Origin of the sequence: Streptomyces sp. NBC_01257, assembly GCF_035917255.1 — a bacterium.
Lineage (GTDB): Bacteria > Actinomycetota > Actinomycetes > Streptomycetales > Streptomycetaceae > Streptomyces.
Window position 1 is genome coordinate 1,780,113 of sequence record NZ_CP108472.1, and the last position, 21,561, is coordinate 1,801,673.

Here is a 21,561-nt window from a genome sequence, read left to right on the forward strand (position 1 = left end):
GGAGTGCCCCGGAGGCCGGCCGGCCTCCGGGTGCGGTGGTGCGTCAGTCCGTCAGTTCGTCCGCGAGCGCCCGCAGGGCGAGCCGGTAGGAGCCGATACCGAATCCGGCCACGGTCCCGGTGGCCACGGGCGCGACCACGGAGGTGTGGCGGAATTCCTCCCGTGCGTACGGATTCGAGATGTGCACCTCGATCAGCGGCGCGGTGCGCTGGGCTGCCGCGTCCCGCATCCCGTACGAGTAGTGCGTGAAGGCGCCCGGGTTGAGAACGACCGGAATTGAACCGTCCGCGGCCTCGTGGAGCCAGCGGATCAGCTCGCCCTCGTCGTTCGTCTCGCGGACGTCGACGTCGAAGCCGAGCTCCTTGCCGAGGGTGCGGCAGGCTTCGACGAGTCCGGCGTACGAAGTGGCTCCGTAGACGTCGGGCTCGCGGGAGCCCAGCCGGCCGAGGTTGGGTCCGTTGAGGACGAACACCCTGCGGGTCACGCCGACACCTCGCCGTAGGCGGCGAGCAGAATCGCCGGGTCGGGGCCCTCCAGGACGGTGGGCTTGCCGAGACCGTCCAGGACGATGAAGCGCAGCAGGTCGCCGCGGGACTTCTTGTCGACCTTCATGTTCTCCAGCAGCTTGGGCCACTGGTCGCCGCGGTAGGTGAGCGGCAGTCCGACGGACTCCAGGACGGCGCGGTGCCGGTCGGCGGTGGCGTCGTCCAGGCGTCCGGCGAGCCGGCCCAGTTCGGCGGCGAAGACCATGCCGACGGAGACGGCGGCGCCGTGGCGCCACTTGTAGCGCTCGTTCTTCTCGATCGCGTGGGCCAGCGTGTGGCCGTAGTTGAGGATCTCGCGGAGTCCGGACTCCTTGAGGTCGCTGGAGACGACCTCGGCCTTGACCCGGATGGCCCGCTCGATCAGCTCGGAGGTGTGCGGTCCGGCCGGTGTGCGCGCGCCCTGCGGGTCGGCCTCGACGAGGTCGAGGATCACCGGGTCGGAGATGAAGCCGGCCTTGATGATCTCGGCCATGCCGGAGACGTAGTCGTTGACCGGCAGCGAGTCCAGCGCGGCCAGGTCGCACAGGACCCCGGCGGGCGGGTGGAAGGCGCCGACGAGGTTCTTGCCCTCGGCGGTGTTGATGCCGGTCTTCCCGCCGACGGCGGCGTCGACCATGCCGAGCACGGTCGTCGGTACGGCGATCCAGCGCACTCCGCGCAGCCAGGAGGCGGCGACGAAGCCCGCGACGTCCGTGGTGGCGCCGCCGCCGATGCCGACGATGACGTCGGTGCGGGTGAAGCCGGTCTGGCCGAGCGCCTTCCAGCAGTAGGCCGCGACCTCGACGGTCTTGGCCTCCTCCGCGTTGGGCAGCTGGATCGCGATGGCCTCGTAGCCCTGGTCCGCGAGGTCCTGGCGGACCGCCTCGCCGGTCTCGGCGAGTGCCTCGGGGTGCAGGACCGCGACGCGCTTGGCCCGGGTGCCGATGAGCGTGGGCAGTTCGGCCAGGAGCTGCCGGCCGATCAGTACCTCGTACGGGTCGGTGCCCGCGCTGCCGGCGATCTGGATGCGGGTGGGTGCCTGGTCGGTCATCGTTCGTGTCTCCCGGCCGGACGGCGCGTCCGGCAGCTCCAGTGCGTCGAGGACCGCCTGCGCGACCTCTTCCGGTGTGCGCTCGTCGGTCGCGACGACCGCACGGGCCACCTCCGTGTAGAGGTGGCGGCGGGCCTCCATGAGTTCGCGCCACTGCCGGCGCGGGTTCACGGCGAGCAGCGGGCGCGCGGTGTTCAGCCCCACCCGCTTGACCGCCTCGTCGACGTCCATCGAGAGGTAGACGACGGCATGGTCCGCGAGCAGGGCGCGCGTCTCCTCGTCGAGGACGGCGCCGCCGCCGAGCGAGAGGACTCCCCCGTGCTCGGCGACCGCGGCCCGGACGGCCTGCCGTTCGAGGGCGCGGAAGTGGTCCTCGCCCTCGTCGTAGAAGATCTCGGAGATCGGCTTGCCCGCGGTGGCGACGACGTCGGCGTCGGTGTCCCGGTAGCCGGTGCCCAGCCGGGCGGCGAGCAGTTCACCGACCGTGGACTTGCCGACGCCCATCGGCCCGACCAGGACGATCAGCGGACGGCTCATCGGATCTGGAGGTGGTCGAGGTACGACTGGACGTTGCGGTGGGTCTCGGTGACGCTGTCGCCGCCGAACTTCTCCGCGACCGCGTCGGCGAGGACCAGCGCGACCATCGCCTCGGCGACGATCCCTGCGGCCGGAACGGCGCAGACATCGGAGCGCTGGTGGTGCGCCTTGGCCGGCTCACCGGTCTGCACGTCGACCGTGGCCAGCGCGCGGGGCACGGTCGCGATCGGCTTCATCGCGGCGCGGACGCGCAGCAGCTCGCCGGTGGTCAGTCCGCCCTCGGTGCCGCCGGAGCGGCCGGAGGCACGCCTGATCCCGTCGTCGGTCACCAGGATCTCGTCGTGCGCCTGCGAACCCGGCACCCGGGCCAGGTCGAAGCCGTCGCCGACCTCGACGCCCTTGATGGCCTGGATGCCCATGAGCGCGGCGGCGAGCCGGGCGTCGAGGCGGCGGTCCCAGTGCACGTGCGAACCGAGGCCGACCGGCACTCCGTACGCCAGCACCTCGACCACACCGCCGAGCGTGTCGCCGTCCTTGTGGGCCTGGTCGATCTCGGCGACCATCTGCTTGCTCGCGGTGGCGTCGAGGCAGCGCACCGGGTCGGCGTCGAGCTTGTCGACGTCGGCGGGCACGGGGTAGACGCCGTACGGCGCCTTCGCGGCGGCCAGCTCGACGACATGGCTGACGATCTCGATGCCGGCCGTCTCCTTGAGGTACGACCGGGCGACGGCCCCGAGGGCGACGCGCGCCGCGGTCTCCCGGGCACTGGCGCGCTCCAGGATCGGCCGGGCCTCGTCGAAGCCGTACTTCTGCATGCCGGCGAGGTCGGCGTGGCCGGGCCGGGGGCGGGTCAGCGGGGCGTTACGGGCCTGGGCGGCCAGCACGTCGGGGTCGACCGGATCGGCCGACATGACCTGCTCCCACTTGGGCCACTCGGTGTTGCCCACCATGACGGCGACGGGCGAGCCCATGGTCAGCCCGTGCCGCACCCCGCCGAGGAAGGTGACCTCGTCCTTCTCGAACTTCATCCGGGCGCCGCGCCCGTATCCGAGCCGTCGCCTGGCGAGCGCGTCCGCCACCATCTCCGTGGTGACGGGGATACCGGCGGGAAGACCCTCCAGCGTCGCCACCAGTGCGGGGCCGTGCGACTCTCCGGCGGTCAGCCAGCGCAACCTGCTCAACGGTGCTCCTCATGCTCGCGCCTGTAACTGCATACGGCGCGACCGGGTGCGCGGCCCTGGCCCGCCGCCCCCGATCCTCCCACGGCCGGGGACCGCGGCCCGCCGCCGGTCCATCAGACGGACGGCTCATTGGCCGTTCGGGCGAGAGCCAACTCCTCCGTACTCAGCAAAAGGCTGCCGCACGAAGCGCGAACGCTCCCTGCGGCAGCCGTTGCCGATTCACCTGGTGAATACGGATCAGCCACACCATCCGTAAGGACTGGTGTGGCTGTCCCAAAATACGCCGTTATCGACGTACTGCACGCCTCCCGTATACCGAACGCAGGTGTTTACCGCCTTGACGTACACGGGACCCGCATAATACTTGTAATTTCCGCGGTCCTTCTTCCAAGCTCCACCTTGAGCCTGCACTCCGGACTCCAGCAGCTCCGTGCCCTGCCCGTACCAGCCAGGACTGCGCATAGTTACGACGCAATTGTTCCCTGTGGCCGAGCTGTAAAGCAAATAAACGCGAGCCGAGAACTCCTGATTCTGACTACTCCAGCCAATACCAGCTGACTGAAGTCGGGAATAACCAGAACCGCAGGCTGCCTCCGGAGTCGACGCAGCAGCCGCAGCAGGCGGGGCAGCAACCACTCCAGCGGCCAGCATTGCAACAAACGCAGTAGCGGAAACCCCAACACGCTTAATATTCACAGTCCCCCCTCGTTGACGAGAGGCAGAATATAACAATCCATCATCTCGGGCGCAACGAGTTTGGCAGAAATCGCCCTCCCTCCAGATCAGACACCCTCGTTCAGGAACCTCTGGCCGCCAGAGCAGCCCACCCTGACTCCCTGAGCAGGGAAAGCGAAATATCCGACTTCCCGGTGAATTTCTGAATCTGCAACAGTGCCTGATGAACAAGCAAGTCGATACCGCTAATAACTGGACAGCACTTCGATGACCAAGCGGCAGCCAGGGAGGTAGGCCACGGATCGTACAAAACGTCAAAGAGGACACCGGACGGGGCCGCCAATGACGCCGCTAGCTCATCAGTCGCACCCGCAGGAGTCGTCGCAATGACTAGCGGTGCACTGACGATATCGCCCGCTTCTGCCCAATCCGCGATCCGGACGTCCACACCCAGCCGGTCCCCCCAGCCCCGCATCTCGTTACCGCGCGCGCGGCTGCGGACGTAGGCCGTGACCGGTCCGGTGCAGATCCGCGAGAGCGCGGCGAGGGCGGACGAGGCCGTGGCTCCGGCGCCGAGGACGGCGGCGGACTCGGTCTTCTCGACACCGCGTTCGCGCAGGGCGGCGATCATGCCGGGGATATCGGTGTTGTCCCCGAGGCGCCGGCCGTCCTCGGTGAGGACCACCGTGTTCACCGCCTCGACCGAGGAGGCGGTCTCGCTGATCTCGTCCAGCAGCGGGATGATCGCCCGCTTCAGCGGCATGGTGAGGGAGAGCCCGGCCCAGCTGCCGTCCAGACCCGCGACGAAGCCGGGCAACGCCTGCTCGTCGATCTCGAACCGGTCGTACGACCAGCCGTCGAGGCCGAGCTCGGCGTACGCGGCCCGGTGCAGGACCGGGGAGAGGGAGTGGGCGATGGGCGAGCCGAGGACGGCTGCCCTCCTGTGCCCGTCAGTCGAGGCCATCGAACTTTTCCTTGAGCTTCAGGAACTCTTTGTAGGTCTTGGCGAACTCGGTCTTGTGCTCACCGTCGGTGGCCACGAAGTAGATCCAGCCGTCGTTGGTCGGATTCAGAGCGGCCGCCAGTGCTTCGTTCCCGGGGTTCCCGATGGGTCCGGGGGTAAGACCCTGCCTGGTGTACGTGTTGTACGGATCCTTGTTCTTACGGATCTCTTCCAGGGTGATATTGATCTTGCTCTGCTTGTTGAGGTAATTGAACGACGAGTCGAACTGAAGGTACTGATTCGTCTCGGTATTGGTCGGCTTGAGACGGTTGTAGATGACCTCCGCCATCTTGCGGAAGTCGTCGTGCGTCTTGCCTTCCGCCTGGACCAGGCTGGCCGCCGTGAGCATCTGCCAGGGACCGTCCAGATTGTGCTTCTTGGCCGCGCCCGCGAGATCGAGCTTGTCGTACTCCTCGTTCGACCGCGAGACCATCTTCTTGAGGATCGCCTCCGGCTTGGTCTCCTTCGTCACCGGATACGCGGCCGGGTAGAGGAATCCTTCCAGCGGGTCCTTGATGTCCTTGTTCTTGCTCGCCCAGCCGGGCAGGCCCAGGTCGGACTTCTTGGACTTGGCGATGTCCTCGGTCGTGCCCTTCTTGAGGTTCAGCTTCTTGTCGACCATCGCGTAGACGGCGACATTGCGCGTTCCCTCGGGAATCACCAGAAGGTTCTGGCTCTTCGGGTCGACCATCATCTTCACGGCCTCGGACGCAGACATCTCCGAGTGGAGGAGGTAGACGCCCGCCTGGATCGACTTCCCCTTGGGGTTCTCGTTCTGCGCGGAGACGAACGCGTCGACGCTCTTGACGACGCCGGCCTTCTTCAGGATGTTGCCGATGTCGTAGCCGTACGCGCCCTTGGGGATCTCCACCTCGACCGAGCCCGAGCCGCTGCCCGCGTAGTCGGGGGCCGCGCCGAACTTGTCCTTGTAGAAGGAGTAGCCGACATAACCCGCGCCGCCGAGACCGCCGACCAGGACGAGGGAGACGACCAGGCAGGCGCAGCCGCTGCGGCCCTTCTTCTTCTTGCCCTTGCCGCGGCGCTCGCCGTCCCCGTTCCCGCGGCGGGACTCACGCGGGCCGTCGTCGTAGGAGTCGTCGTCCTTGGCGTCGCCGTCGTCCGCGCCGGTGAAGAAGGGGTGCGTCTCCTCCGGCTGGACCTCCGGGTCCCAGTCGGGGTGCTGCGCGGGGGCCTGTTCCGGCGCGGCCTCACGGCGGCCCGGGGGCTGCGGGGGCGGGTAGGCCTCGGGGGTGCCGTAGTAGTCGTTCGTCTCGCCGTAGCCGTACGGGGCGGCCTGCTGGCCCTCGTACGGCATCGCGGCGGGCTGCTGGCCGGTGTCCCAGCCGCCGTTGTAGGGAGGCTGCTGGGCGTACGGGTCCTGCTGCGCGCCGTACGGGGGCTGCTGCTGGTACTGCGGCTGCTGGGCGTACGGGTCCTGCTGGTGCTGCTGGTGCTGCTGGTGCTGCTGCGCGTAGGGGTCCTGCTGGTGCTGCTGATCCTGCTGCGGGTGCTGCTGGGCGTACGGATCCTGCGACGGGTAGGGCTGCTGCCGGCCGTCGTACTGGCTCTGGCCGTGGGCAGGCTGCTGGCCTCCCCATCCCTGGTCCCCGCACAAGGGGTCCTCGGGATGCCACGGTTCGGAGCCGGGGCCCCGGCCATACTCAGTCATCGATCCCCTTGAGCCGCGAGACGACGTTCCGTCTCTTCGCTGTGCGGTGTTTGTTCGAACACCCGCCGCATCGCGCGGAACGTTACCGTATCGCGATCAGACAACCACTTCGACGCCCTCGCCGGGTGGATTGCCCGAAGCCCGTTCGGACTCCAGAGCGTTCTGAAGGATCACCACAGCGGCAGCCTGATCGATGACGGATCGGCCCTTTTTGGACTTCACGCCCGATGCGCGCAGGCCCTGACTGGCCGTCACTGTGGTCATCCTCTCGTCCAGCAATCGCACCGGAATGGGTGCAACCGCGCGGGCGAGCACGTCGGTGAACGCGCGGACCTTGGCCGCGGCCGGTCCCTCGCCGCCGCCCAGGGACCGGGGCAGACCGACGATGACCTCGATCGGCTCGTACTCCGCCACGATCTGGCCGAGCCGCCGGTGGGCGGCCGGGACGTCGCGTCCCGGCACGGTCTCCACCGGCGTGGCGAGGATCCCGTCGGGGTCGCACGAGGCGACCCCGATCCGGGCGTCCCCGACGTCGATCGCCAGCCGGCGACCGCGGCGCATCTGCGTCATGTCCGGCGTCACGCCGTCTCGGTGACGAGGCGTTCGACAGCGGCGACGGCGTCCCCGATGGCGTCCGCGTTGGTACCGCCGCCCTGCGCGACGTCCGGCTTGCCGCCGCCACCGCCGCCGAGGGTCTTGGCCGCGGTGCGGACCAGGTCACCGGCCTTGAGACCGCGCTCGCGGGCGGCCTCGTTGGTGGCGATGACGGTCAGCGGGCGCCCGTTGGCCGTGGTGAACAGGGCCACGACGGCCGGCCGGCCGCCCTGGATGCGCCCACGGACGTCGAGGACGAGCCTGCGCAGGTCGTCGGCGGAGGTGCCGTCCGGCACCTGACCGGTGACCAGGGCGACGCCCCGTACGTCCTTGGCGGAGTCGACCAGTCCGGCGGCGGCCGCGAGGACCTTCTCCGCGCGGAACTTCTCGATCTCCTTCTCGGCGTCCTTCAGCTTGCCGAGCATGCCGGCGATCTTCTCCGGGAGTTCCTCGGAGCGGCCCTTGACCAGCTCCTGGAGCTGGGCGACGACCGTGTGCTCCTTGGCGAGGAAGTTGTACGCGTCGACGCCGACGAGGGCCTCGATGCGGCGGACACCGGAACCGATGGACGACTCGCCGAGCAGCTTCACCAGACCGAGCTGGGCGGTGTTGTGGACGTGCGTGCCGCCGCACAGCTCCTTGGAGAAGTCGCCGATGGTGACGACGCGGACCCGCTCGCCGTACTTCTCGCCGAACTCGGCGATGGCGCCCTGCTTCTTCGCGTCGTCGATCGACATGACCTCGGCCTGCACGTCGAGCTCCCGCGAGAGGACCTCGTTGATCTTCTGCTCGACGTCGACGAGGACCGTGCCGGGTACGGCGGCGGGTGAACCGAAGTCGAAGCGGAAGCGGCCCGGGGAGTTCTCCGAACCGGCCTGGGCGGCCGTCGGGCCGAGCGCGTCGCGCAGCGCCTGGTGCGTGAGGTGGGTCGCGCTGTGGGCGCGGGCGATGGCGCGGCGGCGGGTGTTGTCGATGGTGGCGAGCGCTGAGGCGCCGACCGTCACCTCGCCGACCTGGACCGAGCCCTTGTGCACGGAGACGCCGGGGACGGGCTGCTGGACGTCGCGCACCTGGATGACGGCGCCGTTGTCGAGCCGGATCCGCCCCTGGTCGGCGAGCTGGCCACCGCCCTCGGCGTAGAACGGGGTGCGGTCCAGGACGACCTCGATGTCGTCGCCCTCGGAGGCGGCGGGCGAGGGGACACCGTCGACGAGGAGGCCGACGATCGTCGACTCGCCCTCGGTGGAGGTGTAGCCGGTGAACTCGGTGACACCGGAGTTGTCGGCCACCTCGCGGTAGGCGGACAGGTCGGCGTGACCGGTCTTCTTGGCCCTGGCGTCGGCCTTGGCCTTGTCCCGCTGCTCCTGCATCAGACGGCGGAATCCGTCCTCGTCCACGGAGAGGCCCTGTTCGGCGGCCATCTCCAGGGTGAGGTCGATGGGGAAGCCCCAGGTGTCGTGGAGCAGGAACGCCTTGTCACCGGCGAGGACCTGGCCGCCGGCGGCCTTGGTCTCGGTGACGGCGGTCTCCAGGATGTTGGTGCCGCCCTTGAGGGCCTTCAGGAAGGCGGCTTCCTCGGCGAGCGCGACGGTCTCGATGCGCTTGCGGTCGGTGACCAGCTCGGGGTACTGCTGCCCCATCGTGTTGATCACGACGTCGACGAGCTCGCTGACGACCGAGCCGGTGGCTCCCATCAGCCGCATGTTGCGGATGGCGCGGCGCATGATGCGGCGCAGCACGTAGCCGCGGCCCTCGTTGCCGGGGGTGACGCCGTCGCCGATCAGCATGACCGAGGTGCGGATGTGGTCGGCGACCACGCGGAGCGAGACGTCGGTGCCGGCCGCGGCGCCGTAGCGCACACCGGTCAGCTCGGTGGCCCGGTCCATGACGACGCGCAGGGTGTCGGTCTCGTACATGTTCTGCACGCCCTGCAGGATCATCGCGAGGCGTTCGAGGCCGAGGCCGGTGTCGATGTTCTTGGAGGGCAGGTCGCCGAGGATCGGGAAGTCGTCCTTGCCGTCGCCCGCGCCGCGCTCGTACTGCATGAAGACCAGGTTCCAGATCTCCACGTACCGCTCGTCGTTGACGGCCGGGCCGCCCTCGACGCCGAACTCGGGGCCGCGGTCGTAGTTGATCTCGGAGCACGGGCCGCAGGGTCCGGGGACGCCCATGGACCAGAAGTTGTCCTTCTTGCCCAGGCGCTGGATGCGCTCGGCCGGGACGCCGATCTTGTCGCGCCAGATCTGCTCGGCCTCGTCGTCGTCGAGGTAGACCGTGATCCACAGCCGCTCGGGGTCGAGGCCGAAGCCGCCGTCCGCCACGGAGCCGGTGAGCAGCTCCCAGGCGTACTCGATGGCGCCTTCCTTGAAGTAGTCGCCGAAGGAGAAGTTCCCGCACATCTGGAAGAAGGTGCCGTGCCGGGTGGTCTTGCCGACCTCTTCGATGTCCGGCGTGCGGACGCACTTCTGCACGCTGGTGACGCGCGGGGCGGGCGGCTTGACCTCACCGAGGAAGTACGGCTTGAACGGCACCATGCCGGCCGGGACCAGCAGCAGAGTCGGGTCGTCCGCGATGAGCGACGCCGAAGGGACAACGGTGTGACCGCGCTCCTCGTAGAAGCTCAGCCAGCGGCGGCGAATTTCAGCCGACTCCATCAGTGGTCCTCATTCCGGTTGTACGAGTTGTAGGTGCGTGACGAGGGGGGAAGCCTGCGGGATTCCCGGGGTTCGGCCTCGACGGCGAAGTGGCGCTGCACGGGGAGATCGGGGTCGACGGGGGCTTCGAGCCCCAGCGCCTCGCCCAGTTCGGCTTCGCGCCTGACCATGCCCTCGCGGACGTCCAGGGCGAAGTCCTTGAGCTTGTGACCGGCCACAAGCGCCTTGTCCGCGGCCTGCGCCGCGAGGCTCTCGGGGGTCAGCTGCTTGATCTTCCGGTTGACCTTGGCGGTGGCCCAGACGCCGGCGGCTGCGCCGGCGGTGAACCAGAACGTACGGCGGAACATCGCTGCGTCAGTCCTTCGATCCGCGGGAGTTTCTGCCGTTGCGCTTCTTGCCACGCGCGGACGGCACGGTCCGGCCGACGATCACCGAGCGCCGGGAGCGCCCTTCCGGTTCGGGACCGGTCTTGCGGCCGATGGCCTGGCGGACCCCGTAACCGAACGCCGCGACCTTGACCAACGGGCCGCCGAAGGTGGAGGCGACGGTGGACGAGAGGGCCGAGGCGTTGGAGGTGACCTCCTGGACGTCCGTCGCGATCGCGTCGACCTTGTCGAGCTGGGTCTGCGCGGAACGCACGGTCGCGGAGGCGTCGGCGAGCAGCGGGACGGCCTGTTCGGTCACGTCCGCCACGAGTTTCGTGGTCGCCCTGAGCGTCTGGGCGAGCCTCACCAGCACGACGGCGAGGAACGAAACCAGGATCGCCCAGAAGACGGCCACCAGGATCCCGGCCACCTCACCACCGGACACAGTGCACCGCTCTCTGGCTTGTCGTCTGTCTCTGTCTTGATCTCTGCTCTTCGGCGAGGGCCGCAGCGGCGGCCGCTCACCGTCCCCCGAGCCTATCGCGCCGGGGCTCGCGCCTTGTACCGCATTGCGGGCGGGCCCGGTGGGAGTTCCCGCAACGAGATTGTACGGAGCGCTTTCGGGCCAGTACTCTGCGTGTTTCATGCGACGCCCTCAGCGCCCCTGCCCCTCCCCCGACGATTCGGGTCCTCCGGCCACCTCTCCCGACGCTCAGACCCCCTGTCACCCGGGCAATCTCCCGGCGGAACTGAACAGATTCGTGGGACGTGACGGCGAGTTGGCCGATCTCGCCCGGCTGCTGGAGGAGTCCCGGCTCGTCACCGTGGTCGGGGTGGGCGGGGTCGGCAAGTCCCGGCTGGTGACCAGGGCGGCGGCACTGCTGGAGAAACGGTACTGCGACGGGGTCTGGCTGGTGGAGCTGTCCGCCGTCCACGATCCGGCGCTGCTGGAGCACGCGCTGGTCGATGCGCTGGGACTCAGCGACCACACCAACAGCCCGCCGCGCACGACACTCCTCGAACACTGTGCCGAGCGCCGGCTGCTCCTGGTGATCGACGGCTTCGAGCATCTCGTCGACGCCTGCGCGGAGTTGGTACGGGACCTGCTGCGCCGGGCCCCGCGGCTGCGGGTGCTGGCGGCCGGCCGGCTGCCGCTGGAGCTCGACGGGGAGGCCGGCTACCCGCTCGCGACGATGAACGACGAGGACGCCCTGCTGCTCTTCACCGAGCGGGCGGCCTCGGTGCAGCCGGACTTTCGGCTGACCGAGCACACCCGGGCCGCCGCCCGCGAGCTGTGCCGGCGGCTCGACGGGATTCCGCTGGCGCTGGAACTGGCGGCCGGCCGGCTGCGCGCCCTGTCGACGGAGCAGGTGCTGCAACGGCTCGACGACCGCTTCCGGCTGCTGACCGGCGGCAGCCGCAGCGCGCTCGCCCGCCACCAGACGCTCCGCACCGCCATCGGCTGGAGCCATGAGCTGTGCGCCCCGGAGCAGCGGCTGCTGTGGGCCCGGCTCTCGGTGTTCGCCGGGCAGTTCGACCTGGAGGCGGTCGAGTACATCTGCAGCGGCCCCGACCTCCCGGCCGACTCGGTGCTGGACGTGCTGTCCGGGCTGCTGTCCCAGTCGGTCGTGCTCCGGGAGGACTCCGCGGCCGGCACCCGCTACCGGATGCTGGACACGGTGCGCGAGTACGGCGCCGAGTGGCTCACGGCCACCGGCGACACGGACCGGCTGCGCCGCCGTCACCGGGACTGGTTCCTGGGGCTCGCGACCTGGTGCGAGCTCGACTGGTTCAGTCCCCGGCAGGCCGAGGTGGCGGCGCGGGTGGAGAGCGAGCTGCCGAATCTGCGGCGGGCCATGGAGTGTTCGCTGGAGTGCCCGGAGGAGGCGCATCTCGCGCAGTACCTGGCGGGCACCCTCTGGTTCCTGTGGGTCGGCTGCGGCCGTCTCTCGGAGGGGCGGCACTGGCTGGACCACGTACTGGAGGAGGAGACGCCGTACGACTCCTCGCGGCTGAAGGCGCTGTGGGTGCTCGGGTACGTCGCGGTGCTCCAGGGCGATCCGGTGGGCGCGATCTCGGCGCTCACCGAGTGCCGGGAGGAGGCGGAGCTGACGGGGGACGCGGTGGCGTCGGCGTACGCGGTGCACCGCACCGGGTGCCTGGCCCTGGTCACGGACGACATGGCGCGCGCGGACGAACTGCTGCAGGAGGCTCTCGTCCGCTACCGGGAGCTCGGCGAGCTGAACAGCAACGTGCTGATGGCGCAGGTCGAGCTGGCCATGGCGGTCGGGTTCCAGGGCGATCTGGACCGCGCGGTGGTGATCTGCGAGGAGGTCCGGGACATCTGCGAGGACCACGGGGAGCAGTGGACGCTCAGCTACGCGCTCTACGTGCTGGCCTTCGCCTCGCTGCAGCGCGGCCGTCCCGGCCGGGCCCGGGAACTGCTCGGGAAGTCGCTGGCCATCAGCCACACCTTCCACGACCGCCTCGGCACGGTGCTCGCGCTGGAGCTGCTGGCGCTCGTCACCGTGGTCGAGGGCGATGCGGCGGAGGCCGCCGTGCTGCAGGGGGCCGCCGAACAGATCTGGCCGTCGGTGGGGCTGCCGCTGTTCGGTTCGGCGTACTACGGCGGGCCGCGGGCCCGGTGCGAGGAGTTGTCGCGTCACGAGCTGGGCGAGGCGCGGTACGCCTCCGGGCGGCGCGCGGGCCGGCAGCTGGGCATGGACGCGGTGGTGGCCAGGGCGCTGGCGGACCGGTCCGGCGCACGGGAGGCGGAGGGCGGCCCGGAGGGGCAGGACCCGCCGGGGCTGCCGTCCCAGGCGGGGAAGACGCGAAAGCCCGCCGCCTCCCCGGCATCGGGAAGGGGCGGGCCTGAGCGCTGGTGAAGAGCGGCTACGCCTGGATCAGCGGGCGTAGTACTCGACGACGAGCTGCTCGTCGCAGATCACGGGGATTTCCTTGCGGTTCGGGTCCCGGTCAAGGCGGAAGGCCAGGGCCTTCAGGTTCACCTGCAGGTAGCGCGGGGTCTCACCGTCGGTGTCGTAACCACCCTCGCGGGCAACCTGGAAGGGGTACTTCTCGCGGCTGCGCTCGCGGACCATGACGATGTCGTCCGGACGGACACGGAACGACGGCTTGTCGACCTTGCCACCGTTGACCTCGATGTGGCCGTGGACGACCATCTGGCGGGCCTGGTAGATCGTCTTGGCGATACCCGAGCGCAGGACCAGGGCGTCGAGGCGACGCTCGAGCTCGACGACGAGCGCCTCGCCCGTCTTGCCCTCGGCCTTCTTGGCGCGGTCGTAGGCACGCGCCATCTGGCGCTCGCTGATGTCGTACTGGGCGCGCAGACGCTGCTTCTCGAGCAGACGGACCTTGTAGTCCGAGTTCTGCTTGCGGCCGCGGCCGTGCTCGCCCGGCGGGTAGGGGCGGGCCTCGAAGTACTTGACCGCCTTCGGCGTCAGCGCAATGCCGAGCGCGCGGCTCTTCTTGACCTTGGGACGCGACTGATTAGGCACGTTCTCCAGACCTCCGTTGTAGGTTAGGTTAGGCTCACCTTACTCAAGGAGATCGCATGTCTCGCCCTGGGAACACCACACACGTCACGGACAGCACAGACAGCGGCAGCACACATGAAGGTGCTGCTACGACGGAAGGCCGATCTGATCGTGGTCAGCCGCGTCCCAGCGGGCTTGAAAACACACGGATGCCGTCAGCAGCCGAGCGCACACGAACTCTCGTACAGAGTACCTGCTCCGCGGTGCTGCTCATCCCCGGGCTGGAGTCGGCGGGCTCGGACCAGCTGATGCCGCTGTCCCGCAGCGTGGGTCCGGACGGGGATCTCTTCCTCGAATTCCCCGCCGACTCCCCGGCCGTACGGGCCGCGACGCACGCCCAGGACGACGAGCTGACGGCCGTGCTGGAGATCACGGACGTCGCTCCGGTCTCCGTACCCCACCGCATCCGCGGCCGGGCCCGCGTCTGCGGCTGGCTCACCTCCGTGCCCGGCATCGCCGGTCCCGGCCGGATGCTGCTGCGGCTGGAGACGGGCGAGGCCCACGTCGAGGACCTGTGGGGCGCGGAGGCCGTCGAGCCGGAGGAGTTCCGGGACGCGGCCGCGGATCCGCTCGCCGGCCACGAGACGGAGGTGCTCCAGCACCTGCACTCGGCGCACGGCGAGCAGCTGGGGACGCTGTCCGAGCTCCTCGGCGAGCGGGCGTCCCGGGCCTGTGCGACGAGCCGGCCGTCCGTCGTCCCGGTCGCGCTGGACCGCTTCGGGCTGCGGGTCCGGTTCTTCGAGCGGGAGGGCGCGTGCTTCGACGCGCGCTTCGATTTCCCCGAGCCCGTGCGCGACGTGGTGGAACTGCACCACGCCATGCACACGCTCTTCGAAGCGGCCGCGCACTGAGCGGGCGCCCTAAGGGGTGTCCGCCGCGTCGGCGCCGCCGTCGGGCTCCGTGCGGCCGAGGCGCTCGCGGACCCGGTCCGCCACATCCGCGTACCGCGCCTCCGCGCCGTAGCGCGTGGGACGGTAGTAGCGCTTGTCGCGGACGGCGTCCGGGGCGTACTGCTGCGCGGCGATGCCGCCGGGGACATCGTGCGGATAGACATAGCCCTGGGCGTGGCCCAGTTTGGCCGCGCCCTTGTAGTGACCGTCGCGCAGATGGGCGGGGACCGGGCCGGCCAGGCCCTTGCGCACGTCGTCCTGGGCCGCGGAGATCGCCAGCGTCGCCGCGTTCGACTTCGGGGCGAGGGCCAGGGCGATCGTGGCGTGGCTGAGGGTGAGCGCCGCCTCCGGGAAGCCGATCATCGCGACGGCCTGGGCCGCCGCGACCGCGGTGGGCAGCGCGGTGGGGTCGGCGAGGCCGATGTCCTCACTGGCCGAGATCATCAGCCGCCGGGCGATGAACCGGGGGTCCTCCCCCGCCTCGATCATCCGGGCCAGGTAGTGCAGCGCCGCGTCGACGTCGGAGCCGCGGATCGACTTGATCAGCGCGCTCGCCACGTCGTAGTGCTGGTCGCCGTCCCGGTCGTACTTCACGGCCGCCCGGTCGACCGTCTCCTCCAGGGTCTGGAGGGTGATCTCCTCCTCCTGCTTGGACAGCGCCGCGCCGGCCGCGGCCTCCAGCGCCGTCAGCGCCCGGCGGGCGTCGCCCCCAGCGATGCGCAGCAGATGCTCCTCCGCGTCCTCCGGCAGCGTCACCGCGCCGCCGAGTCCGCGCTCGTCGGTCAGCGCCCGGCGGAGCAGGCCCCGCAGGTCGTCGTCGGTCAGCGACTCCAGGGTCAGCAGCAGCGAGCGCGAGAGCAGCGGGGAGATGATCGAGAAGTACGGGTTCTCGGTGGTCGCGGCGATCAGGGTGACCCAGCGGTTCTCGACGGCCGGGAGCAGTGAGTCCTGCTGGGCCTTGGAGAAGCGGTGGATCTCGTCGAGGAAGAGGACGGTCTCCTTGCCGTAGCCCCCGGTGGCGCGACGGGCGCCCTCGATCACGGCCCGTACTTCCTTGACGCCCGCGGTGATCGCGGAGAGCTCGACGAATCGTTTGTTCGTGGCCTTGCTGACCACGTACGCCAGGGTCGTCTTCCCGATGCCGGGCGGGCCCCAGAGGATCACGGAGGAGGGGCCGGCCGGTCCCCCGCTGCCCTCGCCGACCAGGCGGCGCAGGGGCGAACCCGGCTTGAGCAGATGCTGCTGCCCCACGACCTCGTCGAGGGTACGCGGACGCATCCGGACAGCGAGAGGGCTGCTGGACGGGTCCTTCTCCTGGCGGTCTTCGGCAGCTGCGGTAAAGAGGTCGGGCTCCACGTTTTGAAGCCTATGTCACCGCACTGACATCCCTGCCGGGCCGGTGGGCCGAGGGGGCAGCACGGGCCGGGTCGCCCGGCCGGACCGGGTCACTTGCTCCGCGGCCGGGTCACCGGGTCCAGAAGTCCCACCAGCGGGTCAGGATCAGCATGCCGATGATGCCGACCCACAGGACCGGGGGCACCCAGTGGAACTCGGTGAGCCCGTTGCGCAGCCAGCTGGGCGCGGGGATGATCCGGTGCTTGATGTTGTGCGTGGTGACGTAGCAGAACATGAAGATCGTGGCGACCCAGGCCAGGCAGCACCACAGGCACAGCGAGTTGATGTTGTACAGCGACTGGTACTGGAGCCAGGTGCAGAATCCGACGCCGAACAGCGTGCCCGCGTTCATCCCGAGCCAGTACCAGCCGCGGAAGCGCGCTCCGGCGAGCAGGGCCAGCCCGATCCCGATGATCACGGGGTAGGTGGCCATCCCCAGCCACGGGTTGGGGAACCCGAAGGCGGCCGCCTGCTCGCTCTTCATGATGTTGCCGCAGGACACCACCGGGTTGAGACTGCAGCCCGGGACGAAGGTGGGGTCCTCCATCAGCTTGAGCTTGTCGAGCGTGATGACCCACGCGGCGAGAAGTCCGGCTGCGCCCGTGATCACCAGCAGCAGTGCGAACGCGCGACTGCCGCCGATGGTCCTCTTCCCGCCGTCCTCGTCCTGATCGGAGGAGGGATGGTCAACCGCTGCAGTCGTCATATCGCCGTTCCGTCACTGAGTAGCCTGCTGGGCACGGTCATTGTGCCGCACCTCTCCACCGGTCTTCCGTTCGATGAACATAAAGATGCGCGCGAAAACCGGCGCCGGGATCCGCCCGCGGACGGGCACCGGCGGCATGGAGTGCAGGGTCTCTCGCCTGCGGCCAGGATTCCGGCCTCCCCCTGCCGTCACCGGCTCCCGCCGACCGGAACCGTCCGCGGGGATGAATCCGAACGCGCCGGGTTGACGGCAGCGGCCGGTGCGCGGAGCACCCGGTCGCGGGCGGGCGGTGCACCGCCCGCCCGCGACCCGTGAAGTGACCTACGCCAGGCGCGCCTTGACCGTGCCGGCCACCTCGGCGAGCGGAACGGCCGTCTGCTCGCCGGACTCCATGTCCTTGAGCTGCACCATCCCCTCGGCCAGGTCGCGTTCGCCGGCCACGATCGTGAAGCGCGCGCCCGAGCGGTTGGCGCTCTTCATCGCGCCCTTCAGACCACGGCCCCCGAACGCGAAGTCCGCGGCGACTCCCTCACGGCGCAGCTGCGTGACGACGCCGAACAGCACCCGGCGCGCCTCCTCGCCGAGCGGTACGGCGAAGACGCTGGTGGTGGAGGGCAGTTCGAGCTCGATGCCCTCGGCCTCCAGGGCGAGCACGGTGCGGTCCACACCGAGCGCCCAGCCGACGGACGGGAGCGCGGGTCCGCCGATCATCTCGGACAGGCCGTCGTAGCGGCCGCCGCCGCCGACCGCCGACTGCGAGCCCAGACCGTCGTGGACGAACTCGAAGGTGGTGCGGGTGTAGTAGTCGAGGCCGCGGACGAGCTTCTCGTCGTCCTCGTACACGACACCTGCCGCGGTGAGCAGGTCCCGGACCTCCTCGTGGTACGCCTTGCAGGCGTCGCACAGGTAGTCGCGCAGCACCGGGGCGCCGGTCAGCTGCTTCTGGACCTCGGGGCGCTTGTCGTCGAGGACCCGGAGCGGGTTGATCTCGATGCGGCGGCGGGTCTCCTCGTCGAGGTCGAGCTCGCGCAGGAAGCCCTGGAGCGCGTCGCGGTAGACGGGCCGGCACTCCTTGTCGCCCAGCGAGTTGAGCAGGATGCGGAACTCGCGCAGGCCCAGGGTGCGGTACGCCTGGTCGGCCAGGATGATCAGTTCGGCGTCGAGCGCCGGGTCCTCGGCGCCGATGGCCTCGGCACCGACCTGCGAGAAGTGGCGGTAACGGCCCTTCTGCGGGCGCTCGTAGCGGTAGTACGAGCCGGAGTACCAGAGCTTGACCGGCAGGTTGCCGAGCTTGTGGAGGTTGGCCTCCAGGGCTGCGCGCAGCACGGACGCGGTGCCCTCGGGGCGCAGCGCCAGCTCGTCGCCGCCCTTGGTGGTGAGGGTGTACATCTCCTTGCTGACAATGTCGGTGGACTCACCGACACCGCGGGAGAAGAGGGCCACGTCCTCGAAGCCGGGTGTCTCGATGTAGCCGTAGCCGGAGTTCTTCAGCGGTGCGGCGATCGCCTCGCGCACCGCGAGGTACTTCGCGGAGTCGGGCGGGGTCAGGTCGTACGTGCCCTTGGGGGCCTTGAAGGTGCTCACGATGTCGCTCTCGTCACATTCCTCGTCGGGGCGCGTCCATACCGTGCAGATACGGATTGGTGGCGCGCTCGCGGCCGATGGTCGTCTGGGGGCCGTGGCCGGACAGGACCACGGTCGAGTCGTCGAGCGGCAGGCACACGCGGGCCAGCGACTCGAGGAGCTCGGCGTGGTCGCCGCCGGGCAGGTCGGTGCGTCCGACGGAGCCGGCGAAGAGCAGGTCACCCGAGAAGAGGACCTGCGGTACCTCCGCGGCCTCGGGCATCCTGAACGTCACCGACCCCTTGGTATGGCCGGGCGCATGCGAGACGCCGAACTCCATGCCCGCCAGCAGCAGCCGGGCGCCGTCGCTCAGTTCCTTGACGTCGTCCGGTTCGCCGACCGTCAGCTCGCCCATGAGCGGCATCCCGATGGAGCGGCCGAGGGCCTTCTCCGGGTCGCTCATCATGTACCGGTCCTCGGGGTGGATCCAGGCGGGGACGTCGTGCGCGCCGCACACCGGGACGACCGAGGCGACATGGTCGATGTGGCCGTGGGTGAGGACGACGGCGACGGGCTTCAGCCGATGCTTCTTCAGCGCTTCCTCGACCCCGGCGGTGGCCCGGTGGCCCGGGTCGATGATCACGCACTCCTCGCCTGCGGCGGGGGCGACCAGGTAACAGTTGGTCCCCCAGGCCCCGGCGGGGAACCCGGCAATGAGCACGATCGTCCTTAATGGTCGTCCGACGGGAGAGGGCTGCCACGAGGTCGCAGCAGTTCAGAGCCTACCGGCGCTCCTCATTCCACAGCTAACCCATATACGGTACGGGGCAACCCAGGCCCGATCACACGACGTACAAGGAGATCACCCGGTGGTCAGCAGCGATCAGCGGCGGCGGCAGCTCGCCAGGGAGAAGTTCGAGCGGCAGCAGCAGCGCCGGGAGGAGGCGCGCCACAGGACGCGGCGGCTGACGGTCGTCATCGCCTCCGCGGTGGCCGTGGTGGCGGTCATCGGTGGTGCCACGTACTTCGCCACCAACGGCGACGACGACAAGGACAACAAGGCCGGTGCGGCCGCGAGCCAGAGTCCGTCCGCCTCGCCCTCGTCCTCGCCCCCGGCGAGCGAGAAGGCGGCGCCCGAGCCCGCGATGAAGATCGACAAAAAGGCGAAGTACTCGATGTCGCTCAAGACGAGCCAGGGCGACATATCGTTCACGATGGACGCGGCGAAGACCCCGCACACGGCGAACTCCTTCAAGTCGCTCGCCGACAAGAAGTTCTTCGACGGCACCAAGTGTCACCGCCTGACCACGGACGGCATCTTCGTCCTGCAGTGCGGTGACCCCAAGGGCGACGGCACCGGTGGTCCGGGCTACACGATTCCCGACGAGAACCTGACCGCCCTCGGCAAGGCGGGCACCGGCGGCACGGTGACCTACCCGGCCGGCACGGTCGCGATGGCGAACACCGGCCAGGCGCACACCGGCGGCAGCCAGTTCTTCCTCGTGTACAAGGACAGCAAACTGCCGCCCAGCTACACGCCGTTCGGCACGATGGACGAGGACTCCCTCAAGGCGGTCGAGGCCATCGGCAAGGCCGGTGTGACCGGCGGCGGAGCCGACGGTGCGCCGAAGAAGGCCGTGAACATCTCGAAGGCGACCGTCGACAAGGCGTGAGTCCGGCGGTCCCGGCGTGTTCCGCACGGCGGATGCTCGGTGCGGCCGGATAATTTCGGCCGCGCTGAGTGCGGACAGCCGGGCAGCCCGTCGCCTAGATTGGCGTTGTGCAGGGCGGGCGCTGCCCGCCCCAGGAAACTGTGGACGATGCCAGGGGGGTGAACCCCCTCGCGGGCATCAGGTGGAGGAGGCGCTGTGAGCAGCGACCCGTGGGGCCGTGTCGACGAGACGGGCACCGTGTACGTGCGTACAGCCGAGGGCGAGCAGGTCGTCGGATCGTGGCAGGCCGGTTCTCCGGAGGAGGCCCTGGCGTACTTCGAGCGCAAGTACGAGGGCATTGTGGTCGAGATCGGCCTCCTCGAGCGGCGGGTGAAGACCACCGACCTGTCGGCGAAGGACGCGACGACCGCCATCGAGCATCTGCGTGGACAGGTCGACGAGCATCACGCCGTGGGCGACCTGGACGCACTGCGCAAGCGGCTGGACGCCCTGGTCGCGACGGTCGACTCGCGGCGCGAGGAGCGCAAGGCCCAGAAGGCGAAGCAGACCGACGAGGCGAAGCACGCCAAGGAGGCTCTGGTCGTCGAGGCCGAGGAGCTGGCGCAGAGCGAGCAGTGGCGCTCCGCGGGTGAGCGGCTGCGCGCGCTCGTCGACACGTGGAAGGGCCTGCCGCGGCTCGACCGCAAGTCGGACGACGAGCTGTGGCACCGCTTCTCGCACGCGCGCTCGGCGTTCTCCAAGCGCCGCAAGGCCCACTTCGCCTCGCTGGACGCCCAGCGCGAGGAGGCCCGCAAGGTCAAGGAGAAGCTGGTCGTCGAGGCCGAGTCGCTCTCCGGGTCCACGGACTGGGGGACGACGGCCGCCCGCTACCGCGACCTGATGACGGAGTGGAAGGCGGCGGGCCGCGCCCAGCGCGAGGCCGAGGACGATCTGTGGAACCGCTTCCGCGGTGCCCAGGACGTCTTCTTCGCCGCGCGAGGCGAGGTCTTCGCGGAGCGCGACGCGGAGCAGGGCGAGAACCTCAAGCTCAAGGAGGAGCTCGCCGTCGAGGCCGAGAAGCTGGTGCCGGTGAAGGACCTCAAGGCGTCCAGGGCTGCTTTCCGGGCCCTCAACGAGCGCTGGGAGGCCATCGGCCACGTGCCGCGTGACGCCCGTCCGAAGGTCGAGGGGCGGATGCAGGCGGTGGAGCGGGCGCTCCAGGAGGCCGAGGAGTCGGAGTGGCGCCGGACGAACCCGGAGGCGCGTGCGCGTGCCGCGGGTCTGACCGGGCAGCTCCAGGCGGCCGTCGACAAGCTGCGTACGCAGATCGACACGGCGCGCGCCTCGGGCAACAACGCCCGCGCGGACAAGCTCGCCCGCGAGCTGGAGGGCCGTCAGGCGCTCCTGGACCAGGCGCTCAAGGGCCTGCAGGAGTTCGGCGGCTGACGCCCGGCTCCTGACGTCGGCCGAGGGGCCTCCCCGCGGGGAGGCCCCTCTCGCGTGTCCGGACGCAGTACGGCCGGTACGAGGCCGGCGCCGGGCGGC

General features: G+C 69.9%; 18 protein-coding genes. 4 read left to right on the top strand and 14 right to left on the bottom strand.

Going from position 1 to position 21,561, the window contains the following annotated elements:
* Positions 1-43: 43 nt before the first annotated feature.
* The 9 genes from aroQ to OG408_RS07265 all read right to left on the bottom strand — a co-directional run bounded on the left by aroQ (position 44) and on the right by OG408_RS07265 (position 10,683).
* The gene (gene aroQ, locus OG408_RS07225; RefSeq protein WP_266776538.1) at positions 44-484 is read right to left on the bottom strand and encodes a type II 3-dehydroquinate dehydratase; all 441 of its coding nucleotides are present in this window, start codon (positions 482-484) and stop codon (positions 44-46) included.
* A complete protein-coding gene (gene aroB, locus OG408_RS07230) occupies positions 481-2,112 on the bottom strand; it encodes a 3-dehydroquinate synthase (RefSeq protein WP_326668954.1) in 1,632 nt (543 codons plus the stop codon). The genes aroQ and aroB overlap by 4 nt, the downstream gene beginning before the upstream one ends.
* Positions 2,109-3,293 (bottom strand): chorismate synthase, encoded by a 1,185-nt coding sequence (gene aroC, locus OG408_RS07235; protein WP_266776542.1) that lies wholly within the window; start codon positions 3,291-3,293, stop codon positions 2,109-2,111. Before aroC ends, aroB begins: the two co-directional genes overlap by 4 nt.
* A gap of 796 nt (positions 3,294-4,089) precedes the next feature.
* Positions 4,090-4,932, bottom strand: a complete 843-nt coding sequence (locus OG408_RS07240; protein ID WP_326668957.1) for a shikimate dehydrogenase — start codon at positions 4,930-4,932, stop codon at positions 4,090-4,092.
* Positions 4,919-6,640, bottom strand: coding sequence for an endolytic transglycosylase MltG (gene mltG / locus OG408_RS07245; RefSeq protein ID WP_326668959.1), 1,722 nt, complete (start codon positions 6,638-6,640; stop codon positions 4,919-4,921). Before mltG ends, OG408_RS07240 begins: the two co-directional genes overlap by 14 nt.
* Before the next feature lie 96 nt (positions 6,641-6,736).
* Positions 6,737-7,210, bottom strand: coding sequence for a Holliday junction resolvase RuvX (gene ruvX, locus OG408_RS07250; protein WP_285566067.1), 474 nt, complete (start codon positions 7,208-7,210; stop codon positions 6,737-6,739).
* Positions 7,211-7,218: 8 nt separating this feature from the next.
* The gene (gene alaS, locus OG408_RS07255) at positions 7,219-9,888 is read right to left on the bottom strand and encodes an alanine--tRNA ligase (protein ID WP_266776546.1); all 2,670 of its coding nucleotides are present in this window, start codon (positions 9,886-9,888) and stop codon (positions 7,219-7,221) included.
* Positions 9,888-10,235 carry a DUF6167 family protein gene (locus OG408_RS07260; RefSeq protein ID WP_266776548.1) on the bottom strand — a complete coding sequence of 116 codons (348 nt, stop codon included), beginning with the start codon at positions 10,233-10,235 and terminating at the stop codon, positions 9,888-9,890. Before OG408_RS07260 ends, alaS begins: the two co-directional genes overlap by 1 nt.
* A 7-nt stretch (positions 10,236-10,242) precedes the next feature.
* Positions 10,243-10,683, bottom strand: coding sequence for a DUF948 domain-containing protein (locus OG408_RS07265; protein ID WP_266786007.1), 441 nt, complete (start codon positions 10,681-10,683; stop codon positions 10,243-10,245).
* Positions 10,684-10,897: 214 nt separating this feature from the next.
* Between OG408_RS07265 and OG408_RS07270 the strand changes: the two genes are divergently transcribed.
* Entirely contained in the window at positions 10,898-13,138 is a 2,241-nt protein-coding gene (locus OG408_RS07270; protein ID WP_326668963.1) for an ATP-binding protein, read from the top strand.
* 18 nt (positions 13,139-13,156) lie between these two features.
* Here OG408_RS07270 and rpsD read toward each other — a convergent pair whose 3' ends face one another.
* On the bottom strand, positions 13,157-13,771 hold the full coding sequence (gene rpsD / locus OG408_RS07275) for a 30S ribosomal protein S4 (RefSeq protein WP_136327444.1): 615 nt from the start codon (positions 13,769-13,771) through the stop codon (positions 13,157-13,159).
* A gap of 188 nt (positions 13,772-13,959) precedes the next feature.
* Here rpsD and OG408_RS07280 point away from each other — a divergent pair, with 188 nt between their 5' ends.
* Positions 13,960-14,661: a DUF2470 domain-containing protein gene (locus tag OG408_RS07280; protein ID WP_266776554.1), complete on the top strand. Its 702-nt coding sequence runs from the start codon at positions 13,960-13,962 to the stop codon at positions 14,659-14,661.
* A 9-nt stretch (positions 14,662-14,670) separates the two neighbouring features.
* On the opposite strand, the gene OG408_RS07285 is transcribed toward OG408_RS07280, so the two are convergent.
* The 4 genes from OG408_RS07285 to OG408_RS07300 form a co-directional block, all read right to left on the bottom strand.
* Positions 14,671-16,056, bottom strand: coding sequence for a replication-associated recombination protein A (locus OG408_RS07285; protein WP_266776556.1), 1,386 nt, complete (start codon positions 16,054-16,056; stop codon positions 14,671-14,673).
* A 109-nt stretch (positions 16,057-16,165) separates the two neighbouring features.
* The gene (locus OG408_RS07290) at positions 16,166-16,801 is read right to left on the bottom strand and encodes a vitamin K epoxide reductase family protein (RefSeq protein ID WP_266776558.1); all 636 of its coding nucleotides are present in this window, start codon (positions 16,799-16,801) and stop codon (positions 16,166-16,168) included.
* Positions 16,802-17,122: 321 nt separating this feature from the next.
* Positions 17,123-18,385: a histidine--tRNA ligase gene (gene hisS / locus OG408_RS07295; RefSeq protein WP_285566054.1), complete on the bottom strand. Its 1,263-nt coding sequence runs from the start codon at positions 18,383-18,385 to the stop codon at positions 17,123-17,125.
* 13 nt (positions 18,386-18,398) lie between these two features.
* Complete coding sequence (locus OG408_RS07300) at positions 18,399-19,085, bottom strand: MBL fold metallo-hydrolase (RefSeq protein WP_326668969.1); 687 nt, start codon at positions 19,083-19,085, stop codon at positions 18,399-18,401.
* Positions 19,086-19,233: 148 nt separating this feature from the next.
* On the opposite strand from OG408_RS07300, the gene OG408_RS07305 reads away from it, so the two are divergent.
* Positions 19,234-20,037 carry a peptidylprolyl isomerase gene (locus OG408_RS07305; RefSeq protein ID WP_266776565.1) on the top strand — a complete coding sequence of 268 codons (804 nt, stop codon included), beginning with the start codon at positions 19,234-19,236 and terminating at the stop codon, positions 20,035-20,037.
* Between the two features lie 195 nt (positions 20,038-20,232).
* Positions 20,233-21,462 carry a DUF349 domain-containing protein gene (locus tag OG408_RS07310; RefSeq protein ID WP_266776567.1) on the top strand — a complete coding sequence of 410 codons (1,230 nt, stop codon included), beginning with the start codon at positions 20,233-20,235 and terminating at the stop codon, positions 21,460-21,462.
* The last annotated feature ends 99 nt before the right edge of the window (positions 21,463-21,561 follow it).

Coding starts and splice junctions, on each gene's coding strand:
- ruvX (WP_285566067.1), bottom strand. CDS start 7,210: ATGACGCAGATGCGCCGCGGTCGCCGGCTGGCGATCGACGTCGGGGAC.
- mltG (WP_326668959.1), bottom strand. CDS start 6,640: ATGACTGAGTATGGCCGGGGCCCCGGCTCCGAACCGTGGCATCCCGAG.
- alaS (WP_266776546.1), bottom strand. CDS start 9,888: ATGGAGTCGGCTGAAATTCGCCGCCGCTGGCTGAGCTTCTACGAGGAG.
- OG408_RS07290 (WP_266776558.1), bottom strand. CDS start 16,801: ATGACGACTGCAGCGGTTGACCATCCCTCCTCCGATCAGGACGAGGAC.
- aroB (WP_326668954.1), bottom strand. CDS start 2,112: ATGAGCCGTCCGCTGATCGTCCTGGTCGGGCCGATGGGCGTCGGCAAG.
- OG408_RS07280 (WP_266776554.1), top strand. CDS start 13,960: ATGCCGTCAGCAGCCGAGCGCACACGAACTCTCGTACAGAGTACCTGC.
- OG408_RS07270 (WP_326668963.1), top strand. CDS start 10,898: ATGCGACGCCCTCAGCGCCCCTGCCCCTCCCCCGACGATTCGGGTCCT.
- OG408_RS07240 (WP_326668957.1), bottom strand. CDS start 4,932: ATGGCCTCGACTGACGGGCACAGGAGGGCAGCCGTCCTCGGCTCGCCC.
- OG408_RS07260 (WP_266776548.1), bottom strand. CDS start 10,235: ATGTTCCGCCGTACGTTCTGGTTCACCGCCGGCGCAGCCGCCGGCGTC.